At 45.1% G+C, this 14,632-nt stretch carries 17 protein-coding genes; 6 read left to right on the top strand and 11 right to left on the bottom strand.

From position 1 onward, the window contains the following. Positions 1–7 precede the first annotated feature (7 nt). Positions 8–298 (bottom strand): co-chaperone GroES, encoded by a 291-nt coding sequence (locus tag OCU35_RS01000; RefSeq protein ID WP_017027336.1) that lies wholly within the window; start codon positions 296–298, stop codon positions 8–10. 227 nt (positions 299–525) lie between these two features. Between OCU35_RS01000 and OCU35_RS00995 the strand changes: the two genes are divergently transcribed. Further along, positions 526–1,881 (top strand): MATE family efflux transporter, encoded by a 1,356-nt coding sequence (locus OCU35_RS00995; protein ID WP_017032916.1) that lies wholly within the window; start codon positions 526–528, stop codon positions 1,879–1,881. A gap of 34 nt (positions 1,882–1,915) precedes the next feature. Here the strand turns inward: OCU35_RS00995 and cysE are convergent, their stop codons facing one another. The 4 genes from cysE to OCU35_RS00975 form a co-directional block, all read right to left on the bottom strand. Next, complete coding sequence (gene cysE / locus OCU35_RS00990) at positions 1,916–2,737, bottom strand: serine O-acetyltransferase (RefSeq protein ID WP_017027334.1); 822 nt, start codon at positions 2,735–2,737, stop codon at positions 1,916–1,918. Positions 2,738–2,760: 23 nt separating this feature from the next. After that, the gene (gene gpsA / locus OCU35_RS00985) at positions 2,761–3,786 is read right to left on the bottom strand and encodes an NAD(P)H-dependent glycerol-3-phosphate dehydrogenase (protein WP_017027333.1); all 1,026 of its coding nucleotides are present in this window, start codon (positions 3,784–3,786) and stop codon (positions 2,761–2,763) included. A gap of 171 nt (positions 3,787–3,957) precedes the next feature. Beyond that, on the bottom strand, positions 3,958–4,434 hold the full coding sequence (secB, locus tag OCU35_RS00980) for a protein-export chaperone SecB (protein ID WP_017027332.1): 477 nt from the start codon (positions 4,432–4,434) through the stop codon (positions 3,958–3,960). A 66-nt stretch (positions 4,435–4,500) separates the two neighbouring features. Further along, on the bottom strand, positions 4,501–4,971 hold the full coding sequence (locus tag OCU35_RS00975; protein WP_017027331.1) for a rhodanese-like domain-containing protein: 471 nt from the start codon (positions 4,969–4,971) through the stop codon (positions 4,501–4,503). Between the two features lie 356 nt (positions 4,972–5,327). On the opposite strand from OCU35_RS00975, the gene gpmM reads away from it, so the two are divergent. Together gpmM and OCU35_RS00965 are read left to right on the top strand one after the other, a co-directional pair. Then, a complete protein-coding gene (gene gpmM, locus OCU35_RS00970) occupies positions 5,328–6,866 on the top strand; it encodes a 2,3-bisphosphoglycerate-independent phosphoglycerate mutase (RefSeq protein ID WP_017027330.1) in 1,539 nt (512 codons plus the stop codon). A gap of 66 nt (positions 6,867–6,932) precedes the next feature. Next, positions 6,933–8,093, top strand: coding sequence for a murein hydrolase activator EnvC family protein (locus OCU35_RS00965; protein WP_017027329.1), 1,161 nt, complete (start codon positions 6,933–6,935; stop codon positions 8,091–8,093). A gap of 58 nt (positions 8,094–8,151) precedes the next feature. Here the strand turns inward: OCU35_RS00965 and zapB are convergent, their stop codons facing one another. Further along, positions 8,152–8,394, bottom strand: a complete 243-nt coding sequence (gene zapB / locus OCU35_RS00960) for a cell division protein ZapB (protein WP_017027328.1) — start codon at positions 8,392–8,394, stop codon at positions 8,152–8,154. A 298-nt stretch (positions 8,395–8,692) separates the two neighbouring features. On the opposite strand from zapB, the gene glpX reads away from it, so the two are divergent. After that, positions 8,693–9,700, top strand: coding sequence for a class II fructose-bisphosphatase (gene glpX, locus OCU35_RS00955; RefSeq protein ID WP_065210286.1), 1,008 nt, complete (start codon positions 8,693–8,695; stop codon positions 9,698–9,700). A gap of 42 nt (positions 9,701–9,742) precedes the next feature. On the opposite strand, the gene OCU35_RS00950 is transcribed toward glpX, so the two are convergent. Both OCU35_RS00950 and OCU35_RS00945 read right to left on the bottom strand, forming a co-directional pair. Then, positions 9,743–10,174, bottom strand: coding sequence for a DUF805 domain-containing protein (locus OCU35_RS00950; protein WP_065210287.1), 432 nt, complete (start codon positions 10,172–10,174; stop codon positions 9,743–9,745). A gap of 23 nt (positions 10,175–10,197) precedes the next feature. Then, positions 10,198–10,548, bottom strand: coding sequence for a 5-carboxymethyl-2-hydroxymuconate Delta-isomerase (locus OCU35_RS00945; RefSeq protein WP_026026071.1), 351 nt, complete (start codon positions 10,546–10,548; stop codon positions 10,198–10,200). Between the two features lie 209 nt (positions 10,549–10,757). Here OCU35_RS00945 and tpiA point away from each other — a divergent pair, with 209 nt between their 5' ends. Beyond that, complete coding sequence (gene tpiA / locus OCU35_RS00940; RefSeq protein WP_017027324.1) at positions 10,758–11,528, top strand: triose-phosphate isomerase; 771 nt, start codon at positions 10,758–10,760, stop codon at positions 11,526–11,528. 133 nt (positions 11,529–11,661) lie between these two features. Here the strand turns inward: tpiA and pfkA are convergent, their stop codons facing one another. Together pfkA and fieF are read right to left on the bottom strand one after the other, a co-directional pair. After that, entirely contained in the window at positions 11,662–12,624 is a 963-nt protein-coding gene (gene pfkA / locus OCU35_RS00935) for a 6-phosphofructokinase (protein WP_017032953.1), read from the bottom strand. Between the two features lie 256 nt (positions 12,625–12,880). Then, entirely contained in the window at positions 12,881–13,789 is a 909-nt protein-coding gene (fieF, locus tag OCU35_RS00930; RefSeq protein ID WP_261825506.1) for a CDF family cation-efflux transporter FieF, read from the bottom strand. 89 nt (positions 13,790–13,878) lie between these two features. Here fieF and OCU35_RS00925 point away from each other — a divergent pair, with 89 nt between their 5' ends. Then, positions 13,879–14,031 (top strand): DUF5363 family protein, encoded by a 153-nt coding sequence (locus OCU35_RS00925; RefSeq protein ID WP_157933309.1) that lies wholly within the window; start codon positions 13,879–13,881, stop codon positions 14,029–14,031. A gap of 53 nt (positions 14,032–14,084) precedes the next feature. On the opposite strand, the gene OCU35_RS00920 is transcribed toward OCU35_RS00925, so the two are convergent. Next, positions 14,085–14,594 (bottom strand): Spy/CpxP family protein refolding chaperone, encoded by a 510-nt coding sequence (locus OCU35_RS00920; RefSeq protein WP_017027321.1) that lies wholly within the window; start codon positions 14,592–14,594, stop codon positions 14,085–14,087. Positions 14,595–14,632 lie beyond the last annotated feature (38 nt).

Raw genomic sequence — 14,632 nt, 5'->3', positions numbered from 1 at the left:
TGGTTACTTATTCAACAATCGCCATGATGTCGTTTTCAGACATGATAAGCACTTCTTTGCCATCAATCTTTTCAGTCTTAGTGCCGTAACCTTCAGCGAAGATCACCGTGTCACCAACTTGAACGTCTAGAGGTTGAACGCTGCCATTCTCTAGGATGCGACCCTTACCGACAGCTAGGATTTTACCGCGAGTAGATTTCTCAGCAGCAGAACCAGTTAGTACGATGCCGCCAGCAGATTTTGATTCAACTTCTTGACGCTCAACGATAACTCGATCATGTAATGGACGAATATTCATCGATTGATTCTCCTAATGTGTTTTTCCAACGAATGATAAAATGCCGTTTCTTGGCTAGTGAAGAATATGTTGGGGGCAATCCCTATGATCCCAAGGGTGGGAGGCGAGTTTTTTACAAAAACTTCATATAAGTGTGCACTTAGTTTGCTTAGGTAGAATCTTGCTTCTCTGGTTGAATGTCTTGTAACAATGTATTCTTAACGCCCAACCAGAACGACAGAGTTTCCATGCAAGATAAACACGGCCTTTTAACTGCTCCTATCAACAAGGTTTTGCGTGAAATGACGCTACCTATGGTGCTGGGTATTGTAGCTATCTTGATGTTTAACCTGGTTGATACCTTCTTTATCTCCCTGCTGGGAACCGAGGCGCTCGCGGCCATCAGCTTCACCTTTCCCGTTACCTTTGCCATGAACTGCATCACTATGGGTATTGGCATGGGATTATCGACTCACGTAGGTCGCTTTTTAGGTCAGAACCAACCTGAGCAAGCTGCTCGCTTTTCCAGTCATGGCATATTGCTCGCGATCGTCCTTGTCAGTATTGCTTCATTTATTGGACTGCAGACTATAGACCCACTATTTACTCTATTAGGTGCAGAGCCTCAACTGCTGCCATTGATAGATCAATACATGTTTGTCTGGTACCTGACAGTGCCACTTTTGGTGATACCAATGAGTGGCAATGCAGCTATTAGGGCCTGTGGTGATACTAAAACTCCCGCCAAGATTATGATTGGCGCTGGCGTGGTCAACGGCATATTAGACCCCTTGCTGATATTTGGTATTGGCCCTTTCCCTGAATTGGGTATACAAGGTGCCGCCATTGCCAGTGGCATCAGTTGGCTCGCCGCATTGATAGGCGCTTTTTATTTTCTGGTTGTTCGAGTGAAATTGCTCGCTAAGCCTAAGCCAACGCAGCTACTTAGCGATTGGAAAAGCATTCTTCAAATCGGTACTCCTGCGGCTCTATCTAACGCACTCAATCCATTAAGTGCCGCTATTTTGATGATGATACTTGCGAGCCATGGCACCGCTGCAGTGGCGGCGTATGGCGCGGCACAACGTATAGAGTCATTGCTGTTGATCGTATTAATGGCTCTTACCTCTGTGCTCACTCCGTTTATGGCGCAAAACCTAGGGGCAAATAATCATGAGCGCAGCTTCAAAGCGCTGTTCATGTGCATGCGCTTTTCAATCCTATTTCAATTGCTCATCTTCATTATGATGGTGCCACTTAGCGTTCCTTTCGCCAGCCTATTTAGCCAAGAAGAGAGTGTGCGTCATTTGTTGTGGCTGTACTTAGTCTGCGTGCCAATTAGCTACGGATTTCAAGGGATCATCATGTTGCTGGTGAGCAGCTTAAATGCGATGCACAAGCCTATGCTAGCGTTTGTTTGGAGTTGCTTACGCTTGTTCGTCTTCACCCTGCCATGTGCTTGGCTGGGCAGCCAATGGCTGGGTATTGCAGGGTTGTTTGTGGGAGTCGCACTGGGCAATGTGTTAGGGGGGATTTTCGGATATCTGTATGCACTGATGCTTCGTCGTGACACCCTAAACGAAATAAGCTCAACCGTAGGCTGAGCTTATTGTTAACGTATCGCTGTGGTGCTGAAAGCTAGATACCGTCACCACCAATAAAGCTCTGAGAGCGACCATTAAAGTTTTGGTCCATATCTTCTGAAGGCTTATCGGATTTAGGCTTACCGGTCACTTTTGCTGGCACGCCCGCCACAGTAGTATGTGGGGCTACAGGTTGCAGTACCACCGAGCACGAGCCAATCTTAGCACCCTCACCCACCTCAATATTACCCAGTACCTTAGCACCCGCGCCAATCATTACCCCTTCACGAATTTTCGGGTGACGATCGCCGCTTTCTTTACCCGTACCGCCTAAGGTGACATCCTGCAAAATTGAGACATCATCATCGACAACTGCCGTCTCGCCTATAACGATGCCCGTTGCGTGATCGAGCATGATGGCTTTACCAATTTTGGCCGCAGGGTGAATATCCACTTGGCAAGCCACCGAGATCTGATTCTGCAAATACGTGGCTAGAGCCTTTCTGCCTTGCTTCCACAGCCAGTTGGCAATGCGATAGCCTTGCAGTGCATGATAACCCTTCAAGTACAGCAGTGGTGCGGAATACATGGCGACAGCAGGGTCGCGGTTTACCGTTGCGCAGATATCGCAAGCCGCTGAATCCGTAATGCTAGGATCGGCGGCAAGCGCCTCCTCAATTACATCTCGAACACCCATGGCAGGCATGGATGCTGTCTTCAGTTTATTGGCGAGAATATAGCTGAGCGCTGCCGCAAAGCTATCGTGATTTATGATGGTAGCGTGATAAAAACTGGCCAACATTGGCTCTTGTTCAGCTTGTTCTCTAGCCTCTTTAACGATGCATTCCCACACCGAATTAGATTCACACTTGTCCATCAAAAAATCCTTTGTAATTAATGTTATCGTTCTGCTTTCTTGTCACGAGCCAGTAGGTCTTGAGCCGCTTCTCTGGCATCTTTATCTTGATAAAGCACCTGATAGATTTGGTCGACAATTGGCATTTCAACCCCTTCACGACCCGCAAGCATCCACACTTCTTTAGTGTTTCGGTAGCCCTCTACAACCTGACCAATCTCTTGTTGAGCGGTATCTACGTCTTGGCCTTTACCTAACGCTAGTCCAAAACGACGATTTCGCGACTGATTATCGGTACATGTCAGAACCAAATCACCCAGTCCCGCCATCCCCATAAAGGTCTCAGGCTTAGCACCAAGAGCGGCACCTAGGCGCGTCATCTCAGCAAGACCACGAGTGATCAATGCAGTGCGAGCATTAGCACCAAAACCAATACCATCAGACATACCCGCGCCGATAGCAATAACGTTTTTCACCGCTCCGCCCAGTTGCATACCAATGAAGTCATCATTGGCGTATACACGGAATGATTTGCTACAGTGGATCTTCTCTTGAAGTTCAGTGGCAAAGCTTGGGTCAGATGAAGCTACCGCAATAGCGGTTGGCATACCCATAGCAAGCTCTTTAGCAAACGTAGGGCCAGACAACACAGCTAATGGATAATCATTGCCTAGCTTATCTTGAGCGACATCTTTTAATAGACGACCCGTTTCTGGCTCTAGGCCTTTGGTTGCCCAGCAAATTCGGCTGTCGGCTTTTAGATACGGTTTTAGGCTATCAAGCACAATACCAAACACATGGCTTGGCACGACCACCAACATATCGCGGCTCGCTGCGACCGCTTTCTCAAGGTCACACTCAACAATCAACGAATCAGGAAAAGGAATGTCTGGCAGGAACTCTTTGTTCATTCTGTCAGATTGAAGCTGCTGCATGTGCTCTTTTTCATGACCCCAGATGACAACCTTAGCGCCATTACGGGCTAGAGAGATCGCAAGTGAGGTGCCATAAGAACCTGCACCAATTACCGTCATTGATACATCTTTTAGGTCACAATTTGATGCTGCCATATTTCAATCCATTCATGCGTTATAGAAGGTCTAGTAGCTTTATCTTGGAAAGGCTACTGATCTTGAAAGATAGTATAAATAAAAAATGCACAGCGCATCAGATAATGAGATGCAGTGTGCACTTTTATTTGCCGATAAATTCAATCAATGAAGATTGAGTTTGTCGCTTGATTAAGCGTCAGCTTGTGGCTGTTGCTCTGCCTGCTGTTGGCTCTGTAGGTAGTTCATGAACAATGCGTCAAAGTTAACTGGCGCAAGGTTCAGTTGAGGGAACGTACCCTTAACCACTAGGCTTGAGATAGTTTCACGAGCGTATGGGAATAGGATGTTAGGGCAGAATGCACCTAGGCAATGCGCTAGTTGGCCTTGCTCCATTTTCTCTGCAGAGAAGATACCCGCTTGTTGAATTTCACATAGGAAAGCTGTTTCATCAGCATTCTTAACTGTCACTGTAAGACGAAGAACGACTTCGTATACGCCTTCACCTAGTTGAGCACTTTTAGTGTCTAGGTCAAGGTTAACATCTGGTTGCCACTCTTTCTGGAACATAGAAGGAGAGCTTGGCGCTTCGAAAGAAAGGTCTTTCAAGAAGATGCGTTGGATAGTGAAGTTTTGTTGTGGAGCCTGAGTTGCTGCTGCATCAGTCATTATTTTTATTCCTTAAAATTTGTCTATTTCTGTGATGGACACGAATTATCGCATCCAATCATTACATTATTCAGTCAGCGCTTTCTGCTTTTTCTTGCGTGGCTCTTTTTTAGCGCGCACTAGAGGCAGATTTGCATCGCTCCAAGAAGTTAAGCCGTGTTTCAGCACGAAAACTTTTTCAAAGCCAGCTTTCGCTAGCAGGTTTGCATTGTCGACGGCAGTTTGACCTGTCTTACATACAACAATGATTGGGTCGCTTTTCTTGTTTTCAAGCGATCCAAAAGAACCGTCTTTGATCTCTGAAGGCAAAATGTGAACTGAGTCAGTAATATGCCCTTTTTTGAACTCATCCTTGGTACGAACATCCACAACCACGCCGTTTTCACGGTTGATTAGTAGCGTCATAGCCTGAGTATCAACTTCTTTATACCCTGCAGTAGAAGACTTGATGATATTCATCACTAAGGCCACGATAAGACCAGCCCAAACTACAGACAGAATCATGTTCTGCTGAACGAAATCGAAAATTTCTTGCATCGTCGGATACTCTTTTTTAATTCATAAAGCCAAAATTTTAACGCGCAGTATACCATCACAGACGCAGGATGCGAGAAAGAGCCTAAGGTGATCGCTTTTTAAAAAGGAAACCTAGATCACGAATACGGCACTATTCACTCAAAGGTTCTAATATTGAAACCTGAATGCAACCTAAATGATCGTAAATCCAAACCTTTTTTGAAATTTAGTTACTCATATTGTATAAATTTCAATCTTACTGCCCAATTCAAAGCCGAGATCGATAAATTAATTTGATCTTAAACGCCTTCAATTAGGGTATTCTGTAGTAAAATTACGCTAATTAAAGCTACTGAAAATTAAAACGAGGCCAAACTATGTCAGCTAAGAAGCCTATGGCTCTAGTGATCCTTGACGGTTACGGATACCGCGAAGATAAACAAGACAACGCAATCGCAAACGCAAAGACTCCAATCCTTGACGGTCTAATTGCAAACCAACCAAACACTCTAATCTCTGCTTCAGGCATGGATGTTGGTCTACCAGACGGCCAAATGGGTAACTCTGAAGTGGGTCACACCAACATCGGTGCTGGTCGCGTTGTATACCAAGACCTGACTCGTATCACTAAGTCTATTGCAGACAAAGAGTTCCAACAAAACGAAACGCTTGCGAACGCAATGGACAAGGCTATCAAGTCTGGTAACGCTGTTCACATCATGGGTCTTATGTCTCCAGGTGGCGTACACAGCCACGAAGACCATATCTACGCAGCAGTAGAAATGGCAGCTGAGCGCGGCGCAGAAAAAATCTATCTACACTGCTTCCTAGACGGACGCGATACTCCACCTCGCTCTGCTGAAGGTTCTCTACAACGTTTCCAAGAGCTGTTCGCTAAACTTGGTAAAGGCCGCGTAGCCTCTCTAGTAGGTCGCTACTACGCAATGGATCGTGATAACAACTGGGATCGCGTTCAACAAGCTTACGAATTGCTAACTGAAGCTAAGTCAGAATTCACTTTTGACAGCGCTGTAGCAGGTCTAGAAGCGGCTTACGCTCGTGACGAAAACGATGAGTTCGTTAAACCAACTCAACTTAAAACTGACTCTGAAGAATCAGCAGCGATCGTTGATGGCGATGCAGTTATCTTCATGAACTACCGTGCTGACCGTGCGCGCGAAATCACTCGTAGCTTCGTGTCTGACTTTGATGGCTTTGCACGCAACGTATTCCCATCTGTAGACTTTGTTATGCTGACTCAATACGCAGCTGACATCCCTCTACTTTGCGCATTCCCACCAGCGTCTCTAGAGAACACGTACGGTGAGTGGCTATCTAAAGAAGGTAAAACTCAGTTACGTATCTCTGAAACTGAGAAATACGCACACGTTACTTTCTTCTTCAATGGCGGTATTGAAAGCGAGTTTGATGGTGAAGAACGTCAACTAGTGGCTTCTCCTAAAGTAGCCACTTACGACCTACAACCTGAAATGAGCGCACCTGAGCTAACTGACAAGCTAGTTGCTGCTATCAAGTCTGGTAAATACGACGCTATCGTTTGTAACTACCCTAACTGTGACATGGTTGGTCACACTGGCGTATACGATGCAGCAGTTAAAGCAAGTGAAGCACTAGACGAATGCCTAGGTCGCGTTGTTGATGCAATCAACGAAGTTGACGGTCAAATGCTAATCACAGCTGACCACGGTAACGCAGAAATGATGGTGAACCCTGAAACAGGTGGCATCCACACTGCACACACCAACTTACCTGTTCCTCTTATCTACGTTGGCGGTAAAGACCTAGAGTTCAAAGAAAACGGTAAGCTATCTGACTTAGCGCCAACTATGCTTAAGCTATCAGATATGGAAATCCCAGCCGAGATGTCTGGTCAGGTTATCGTAAATCTGAAATAATCTTTGCTATCAAATCTTTGCCACGGTGTATGCTGTGGCAAAGAAAGCCAAGATTAAAGATTTAGGATGAATCTAATTCCTCAAAAGCCAAAGCTATTGAATAGAAAAAACGTCAGTGCCGTGTGTGCTGGCGTTTTGTTATGTCTATCATCTTCGATATTTGTCTCGACTCCTGCCTCAGCTAGCACTGAAGAGCTAAAGGGAGTAAAGGGAGAAATCACTCGCCAGCAGAAAAGCCTTTCTCAGCAACAGAAAGAACTCGATAAGCTACAAAAGCAGCTGAAAAGCGACGAGCTTTCCATTGCCAACGCGAGTAAAAACCTAGCGCAAACTCGTACTTCATTAAAACGCTCCGAAGCCAATCTCAAGGCATATGATCAGCAGCATCAAGAACTGTTAGAAAAGACTCAAGCTCAAGCTGCTGCGTTGCAGAAGCTGGTTAAGTCGTACTATATGATGCACACCAATGCCAAGATCGAGAGCTTCTTGAGTCATGAAAGCACTCAGGATAAAGATCGTATTAGTCAGTATTATCAGCACTTGGCAAAGCAACGTGCCGAAGTCATCACTGAGCTGCAACAAACGAACGCCAAGCTAGAGCAAAAGAATCTTCAGCTGATTGCCGAACAGCAACAAATAGAGACGCTGCTTGCTCAGCAGTCAGATCAGTTAAATAAACAACGCTCTTCACAAACTAGCCGAAAATCAACCGTCGCTAAAATCAAGCGTGGCATTGCTGGAGATAGCGCTTACCTTAATGAACTAAAACGCAATGAAGCGAGGCTGAAAGCTGAGATAGCAAAAGCCGCTAAGCGTAACTCAGTCCCAATGGATGGATTAGCCAAACAGAAAGGTCGTCTTCCTTGGCCAGTTAAGGGCTCGGTATTACACAGCTATGGCAGCAAACAAAGTGGCCAAGTCAATTGGAAGGGCATGGTAATCAATGCTCAGTATGAGCAACCGGTTAAAGCCGTTTATCCTGGCACCGTCGTATTTGCTGACTACTTACGTGGTTATGGCTTAGTGCTATTGTTGGATCATGGTAAGGGCGATATGACCCTATACGGATACAACCAAGTACTGACCAAGAAAGAAGGCGATAAAGTCACCTCCGGTGAAACCATCGCTCTTGCCGGTGATACCGGTGGACAATCTCGCTCTTCCGTCTATTTCGAGTTGAGGCGTAACAGTCAAACTCAGAACCCTCGTTCTTGGTTGACTCGCTAGAAACAAAAAACGCCAGCTAGTTAGCTGGCGTTTTTTGTTAGCAATGGCTTGGTAGGGTTTATTCTACTTCTTCCATTTTGCCTAGCATGCTGCGAATGCGCTCTTGCCACGCATCATGCTCAGCTTGAACTTGATGAGCGCGTTGTTCAGTTTCAACTTTTTCGTTGCGTAACTGCTCGGCTTCATTGGCAAGCTGTTGCTTTTGTTCTTTAAGTTCTTCAACTTCCATTTGTAGCAGAGTGATTGTGTCTACTGCTGTTTGCACTTTGGCTTCTAGTTTTTCTAATACTTCTAAAGACATCTTGGCCTACCTAATTCGTTATCCATATGTAAAGACTGGCTTCCCAACCATTCTACCCACACACATGTATATAAACACACCTAATAATTTAATTCTGGTTCAAGTGAGCAAAAAAAGAGCGATCCTAATCAAATTTTGACACTCTCAAAGCAATCTTTCGCTTTTGCAGCGAGTAAATGCGGGACGAAATCAATAAACCTCTGGGTTGCGGCTTAAAGTTGAGCAAATTAAGCAAACGTTACCGTGAAGGTATGATAGAATCTCGGCGATTTTTTGAACCCTCTTGATTGGAGTCGATATGAAGCGCGATTTGGCGATGGCATTTTCTCGTGTAACAGAAGGCGCAGCCCTAGCTGGTTACAAATGGCTTGGACGCGGAGACAAAAACGCAGCAGATAATGCAGCCGTTGAAGTTATGCGTAGCCTACTGAACAAAACAGAAATTAGCGGTGAGATCGTTATTGGTGAAGGTGAGATCGATGACGCACCTATGCTATACATCGGTGAAAACGTTGGTGTTGGTGGTGACGCAGTAGATATCGCTGTTGACCCTATCGAGGGAACGCGCATGACCGCAATGGGCCAATCAAATGCATTGGCTGTATTAGCGGCGGGCGAAAAAGGTAGCTTCCTAAAAGCACCTGATATGTACATGGAAAAATTGGTTGTTGGCCCTGGCGCCAAAGGTCAAATCGACCTAGCAGTATCGCTAGAAGAGAACCTAAACAAGGTAGCAAAAGCACTGGGTAAATCACTACAGGAATTGACTGTTATTACTCTAGCTAAACCTCGTCACGACCAAGTTATTGCTGATATGCAAGCTATGGGCGTACGTGTATTCGCTGTGCCAGATGGTGATGTTGCGGCATCTATCCTAACCTGTATGCCTGATAGCGAAGTAGACATGATGTACTGCATCGGTGGTGCTCCAGAAGGTGTTGTTTCTGCTGCGGTAATTCGTGCTCTAGATGGTGACATGCATGGTCGCCTACTTCCTCGTCATGAAGTTAAAGGCGATAGCGAAGAGAACCGTATTCACGGTGAAGAAGAGCTTAAACGCTGTGCTGAAATGGGCGTAGAAGCGAACGTTATCCTTAAGATGTCTGATATGGCGCGTAGCGACAACGTTGTGTTCTCGGCCACTGGCATCACTAAAGGCGACCTTCTAGAAGGTATTACTCGCCAAGGTGATATTGCGACAACTGAAACTCTGCTGATCAGAGGCCGTTGCCGTACTATCCGTCGCATCAAGTCGATTCATTACCTTGAGCGCAAAGATGAAGAGATTAAAGGGCACATCCTTTAAGTCTTCCATTGATAAAAAAACGCAGCTTAACGCTGCGTTTTTTTATGCCTTACCGTTTTCAAATGGCGCGCCATAGTCGTTGTCTTTGTCACTGCCTTTCAGCAAGCCACATTCTACAAATATCCAAAGTCCACATACCAAAGCAATCAGCGATAGAACTCGTGAGAAACCTTCCCCTGTTTCCATTTGAGCCGACATAGGAATCAATGAACGACCAATAATCAGTGGCACGTTCAGCAACAGAAACCGATTGGACTTATTGCGATCATGCCAACGCTTTGCCGTTACTGCTAAATCGGGATACAGCAAGATAATCGCCATTACAGGAACGGCATATAAAGCAGTGCCCGGAGACACTTGAGCTATTGCAGTGGCTACCATAGAAAGGAACACGTAATAGCAGATGTTCCAAATCCAAAATTGCTTACGCCCGATACGGCCTTCAAAAGAGAGTAATAAATACTTAAAGTCCATGGGTATTCCTTGGGTCTGTTGACCTAAATAGTGGTGTGCTTAGCAAAGCAATCTCTATCCATATCTCTGATATTTACCGTGACGCTTCCCACCCAATTCGCTTGCTCTGTCAGTATTGCAAATACACTTTGCGATAAGGCTTTTTTCTGCTCAGGCGTTCTTCCTGAAAGCAACTCAACCGTCACATGGATAAAGTCGTGTTGATCCTCGCTGTCACCGATGAGCCATGAATGGCAACGCAGGGTTCTTGATTTAACTGAGTTTAGATCAAATAGGCCACTATCAATCAATGCTTGATGCATATCCTGAAGCAAGCCTTGGGTGTTGAGTCTGTCTTCTAAAGAATCGGTATATTCCATTACTAAATTGGGCATGACACATCCTCCTGGAACATTAAACCATACACTAGACACAAGCTTTTTGAGTGGTCGACCTGCTTTTTTGCCCACCAGATCACTAGTCCCCTAATTAAGCGGCTATCCTTGTTCAAGAAATGATTAGTATCATGATATAAACATTTTTATCTGTTATATTCTTTCACCTACAACGTATATTTTTTACTAATTTAGAAGGGAGTATTTTTATGCGTCATCCTGTAGTTATGGGTAACTGGAAACTAAACGGCACCAAAGAGATGGTTGTTGACTTGCTAACTGGTCTGAATGCAGAGCTAGAAGGCGTAACGGGTGTTGACGTGGCAGTAGCTCCACCAGCACTATTCATCGACCTAGCAGAGCGTACTCTTACTGATGCTGGTAGCGCTATCATCCTAGGTGCTCAAAACACTGACGTGAACAACCAAGGTGCTTTCACTGGCGACATGTCTCCAGCGATGCTTAAAGAATTTGGTGCAACTCACATCATCATTGGTCACTCTGAGCGTCGTGAATACCACAACGAATCAGACGAGTTTGTTGCTAAGAAATTCGCATTCCTAAAAGAAAACGGCCTAACGCCTGTTCTTTGTATCGGTGAGTCTGATGCTCAAAACGAAGCTGGCGAAACTGAAGCTGTTTGTGCTCGTCAAATCGACGCAGTAATCAACCTACTAGGTGCAGAAGCTCTAAACGGTGCAATCATCGCTTACGAACCAATCTGGGCTATCGGTACTGGTAAAGCAGCAACAGCTGACGATGCACAGCGCATCCACGCTTCTATCCGTGCTCACATTGCACAGAAGAACGAAGAAGTGGCTAAGAACGTTGTTATCCAATACGGCGGTTCTGTTAAGCCAGAAAATGCAGCAGCATACTTCGCACAACCAGACATCGATGGTGCTCTAGTTGGCGGTGCAGCTCTTGACGCGAAAAGCTTTGCAGCTATCGCTAAAGCAGCAGCAGAAGCGAAAGCTTAATTTGTCTTGTTAGACATCTTGATTGAAAGGTCAGCCTAGGCTGGCCTTTTTTATATCTATAGGATTCTAAGCGGCATAAAAAAACCGCTACCTAGGCAGCGGTTCTATCAATTACGACTATAGCCGAGTGAGCTTAGAACAACTCGTCAGCAACAGTGTATAGGTCACTACGAACTGGGCGACGCATGTTTTCAATAGCATCAATAATATCGTGATGGACCAACTCTTCTTTTTGAATACCCACACAGCGACCACCATGACCTTCTAGAAGAAGGTGAACAGCGTAGTTACCCATGCGAGAAGCCAATACACGGTCAAATGCCGTTGGACGACCGCCACGTTGAATGTGACCAAGAACCGTAGCGCGAGTCTCGCGACCTGTCGCAGCTTCAATATCTTTTGCTAGGTCGTTTGCATCAAACATCAATTCAGTCAGAGCAATGATTGCGTGCTTCTTACCTTTTGCGATGCCTTCTTCGATGCTAGTAATTAGCTCTTCCTTGCTCCATTGGCGCTCTGGAGTGATGATGTATTCACAACCACCCGCTATAGCGGACATTAGAGTCAAGTCACCACAGTGGCGACCCATGATCTCAACAATAGAGATACGCTGGTGAGAAGATGAAGTATCACGTAGGCGGTCAATCGCATCGATAACCGTGTTTAGTGCTGTTAGGTAGCCGATTGTGTAATCAGTGCCCGCAATATCGTTATCAATAGTGCCAGGAAGGCCGATACATGGGTAACCCATTTCAGTTAGCTTCTTTGCACCCATGTAAGAACCATCACCACCAACAACTACTAGAGCTTCAATGCCGTGTTTCTTCAGGTTCTCAATCGCTTTCGCACGTACTGCTTCGTCTTTGAATTCAGGGAAACGCGCAGAACCTAGGAAAGTACCGCCTTTGTTGATCACATCAGATACGCTTGAACGATCTAGCTTATGGATGCGATCTTCGTAAAGACCTTGGTAGCCATCATAAATGCCGAATACCTCAACACCTTTTGACAATGCTGTACGTACTACCCCGCGTACTGCAGCATTCATACCAGGTGCGTCTCCACCACTTGTTAGTACACCAATTTTTTTAATCATGTTGACCCTCAATATTTGGGATTGATCTTATTTTTAATTTAAATTGCCTTGTCATCGGCAAGAATTCTTATCACCCCGCTCGAATCACCCTTCTTGATTCTGGTGAGCGAAGCTAACAAAATTTCAACTTGGTAAGAGTATTACAGTTTCCTGTATAGTTAAGATTGATTCAAATCAGAATCATAAAGTTTAACCACTCACCTAACCAAGATAGCTAATTCTACCTAAATTTCCTAAAAAATTCAGTGTTTACACCTTACCACCCTTGTTGCTTCTGGTGTTGCTCTACATTGTTAACAACTGAAACAGGATCTTGATGGATTAAAACATCACACCCTTCAAAATGCTCCATTAGCCGTGCTTCCACTTCATCGGCAATTTGGTGGGCTTCAATCAAAGGTAATTGATCATCCAACTCTAAGTGCAGTTGAATAAATCGAGTCGGACCCGACAAGCGCGTTCTCAATTGATGAATGCCGTGCACTCTATCCACCGATGTTGCTATTGTCTTGATTTCTACAAGCTCTGATTCTGGAAGCTGTCTATCTAGCAGAGATTGCACTGCCTCTGCTATCATTTTAAACGCGCTATACAAAATGAAGATACCGATGCCGATTGCAAATACCGCATCCGCTTGCCCCAAACCATACATACTCAACACTAACGCCAACAATATGGCGGCATTCATATACAGGTCAGACTGATAATGAAGCGAGTCCGCGGCAATCGCTTGACTGCCCGTTTGTCTTACTACGTGCTTTTGGAACGTCACTAAGCCAAAGGTTACTACCATAGCGAACAAGCTGACATAGATACCAAGTTCGGGCTGGTTAATCTCATGAGGACGGAAGAAGCGGTCGATGCCATTTAGGACTAAGAAGAGAGCCGAGCCGGAGATAAACATAGATTGTGCCAGCGCCGCAAGAGACTCTGCCTTACCGTGACCAAAGGTGTGTTCTTTATCTGCCGGTTGCAGGGCGTACTTAAGCACCACAAGGTTTATGGAGGAGGCGGCAATATCCAATAATGAGTCCACGACCGACGCCAACAAGCTAACCGAGCCTGTGACCCACCACACCGCTATTTTCACGATAAGTAAAACCGTTGCCACTATTGTGGCTGACCACGCAGCGATGGTGACTAATTTCTTATACTCTTGCTTCATAATCTTTAATGAAAAAGGTTTGCGCGAATTATACACTGAAATAGTAGTGATGGGAGCATTCACAACAAAAGAGGAATCTAGACTAGTAAATGATGAAATGGTTACGAAAAATGCTAAAACGCTACGATGATTGGTGTTTAAATCTAGGTCTTACGCCTGAGAATAAGCGCAGTTGTGTGCCGTATCGCACTGATCCTTCCCAAAGTAAGGCTTCCGATAAAAACAAAAAGCGCGACCAATAACGGCCACGCTTTCTATGCTTAAGTGTTTTGCTGCAGTCAGCCTTGTTTACAGATTATTCACTGTCTTTTTTAGACATTTTCTTCTGCATTTTTTGCTCGCACTTTTCTGCTCGCTCGGCTCTTTTTTCTACCAGCTGTTGCTTCTGGTCGTCAGTCAATACGCTCATCATGCGATGCATAGTGCGCATTTTCTCAACTTGCATAGCCGTACGCTCTTCTACCATAGATGATGCGAGTTTCTGTGCTTCTGCTTCGTTAAAGTCAGCAGCTAGAACCAACTCTTGCTCTTGAGCTTTCATCTCTTTCATCATCTGACGCTTAGAGTCGCCTTTGGCTTTCATTGAAGAGCGAACATCTTCACGAATAGTTTTCAGCTCTGCTTTCTGCTCATCAGTGAGGTCTAAACCGCGGAATGCACTTTTACCATCCATAGGCATCATGCAAGAGTGACCACCTTTCTGGCCTTTCTCACTGCCTTTATGACCATTTGCTAATACTGATGCACTGCCTAGTGTCAGTGGAACCATCATTGCTACTGCTAACCATTTTTTATTCATTGCCATGAGATATACCTCGATAATTTAGACATAGGCTGCTGTTT

The sequence above is a fragment of the Vibrio breoganii genome, from assembly GCF_024346795.1.
Classification (GTDB): Bacteria; Pseudomonadota; Gammaproteobacteria; order Enterobacterales; family Vibrionaceae; genus Vibrio; species Vibrio breoganii.
This window is presented reverse-complemented; position numbering and strand designations above follow the sequence as displayed.

Coding starts and splice junctions, on each gene's coding strand:
- OCU35_RS01000 (WP_017027336.1), bottom strand. CDS start 298: ATGAATATTCGTCCATTACATGATCGAGTTATCGTTGAGCGTCAAGAA.
- OCU35_RS00995 (WP_017032916.1), top strand. CDS start 526: ATGCAAGATAAACACGGCCTTTTAACTGCTCCTATCAACAAGGTTTTG.
- cysE (WP_017027334.1), bottom strand. CDS start 2,737: ATGGACAAGTGTGAATCTAATTCGGTGTGGGAATGCATCGTTAAAGAG.
- gpsA (WP_017027333.1), bottom strand. CDS start 3,786: ATGGCAGCATCAAATTGTGACCTAAAAGATGTATCAATGACGGTAATT.
- secB (WP_017027332.1), bottom strand. CDS start 4,434: ATGACTGATGCAGCAGCAACTCAGGCTCCACAACAAAACTTCACTATC.
- OCU35_RS00975 (WP_017027331.1), bottom strand. CDS start 4,971: ATGCAAGAAATTTTCGATTTCGTTCAGCAGAACATGATTCTGTCTGTA.
- gpmM (WP_017027330.1), top strand. CDS start 5,328: ATGTCAGCTAAGAAGCCTATGGCTCTAGTGATCCTTGACGGTTACGGA.
- OCU35_RS00965 (WP_017027329.1), top strand. CDS start 6,933: ATGAATCTAATTCCTCAAAAGCCAAAGCTATTGAATAGAAAAAACGTC.
- zapB (WP_017027328.1), bottom strand. CDS start 8,394: ATGTCTTTAGAAGTATTAGAAAAACTAGAAGCCAAAGTGCAAACAGCA.
- glpX (WP_065210286.1), top strand. CDS start 8,693: ATGAAGCGCGATTTGGCGATGGCATTTTCTCGTGTAACAGAAGGCGCA.
- OCU35_RS00950 (WP_065210287.1), bottom strand. CDS start 10,174: ATGGACTTTAAGTATTTATTACTCTCTTTTGAAGGCCGTATCGGGCGT.
- OCU35_RS00945 (WP_026026071.1), bottom strand. CDS start 10,548: ATGCCCAATTTAGTAATGGAATATACCGATTCTTTAGAAGACAGACTC.
- tpiA (WP_017027324.1), top strand. CDS start 10,758: ATGCGTCATCCTGTAGTTATGGGTAACTGGAAACTAAACGGCACCAAA.
- pfkA (WP_017032953.1), bottom strand. CDS start 12,624: ATGATTAAAAAAATTGGTGTACTAACAAGTGGTGGAGACGCACCTGGT.
- fieF (WP_261825506.1), bottom strand. CDS start 13,789: ATGAAGCAAGAGTATAAGAAATTAGTCACCATCGCTGCGTGGTCAGCC.
- OCU35_RS00925 (WP_157933309.1), top strand. CDS start 13,879: ATGATGAAATGGTTACGAAAAATGCTAAAACGCTACGATGATTGGTGT.
- OCU35_RS00920 (WP_017027321.1), bottom strand. CDS start 14,594: ATGGCAATGAATAAAAAATGGTTAGCAGTAGCAATGATGGTTCCACTG.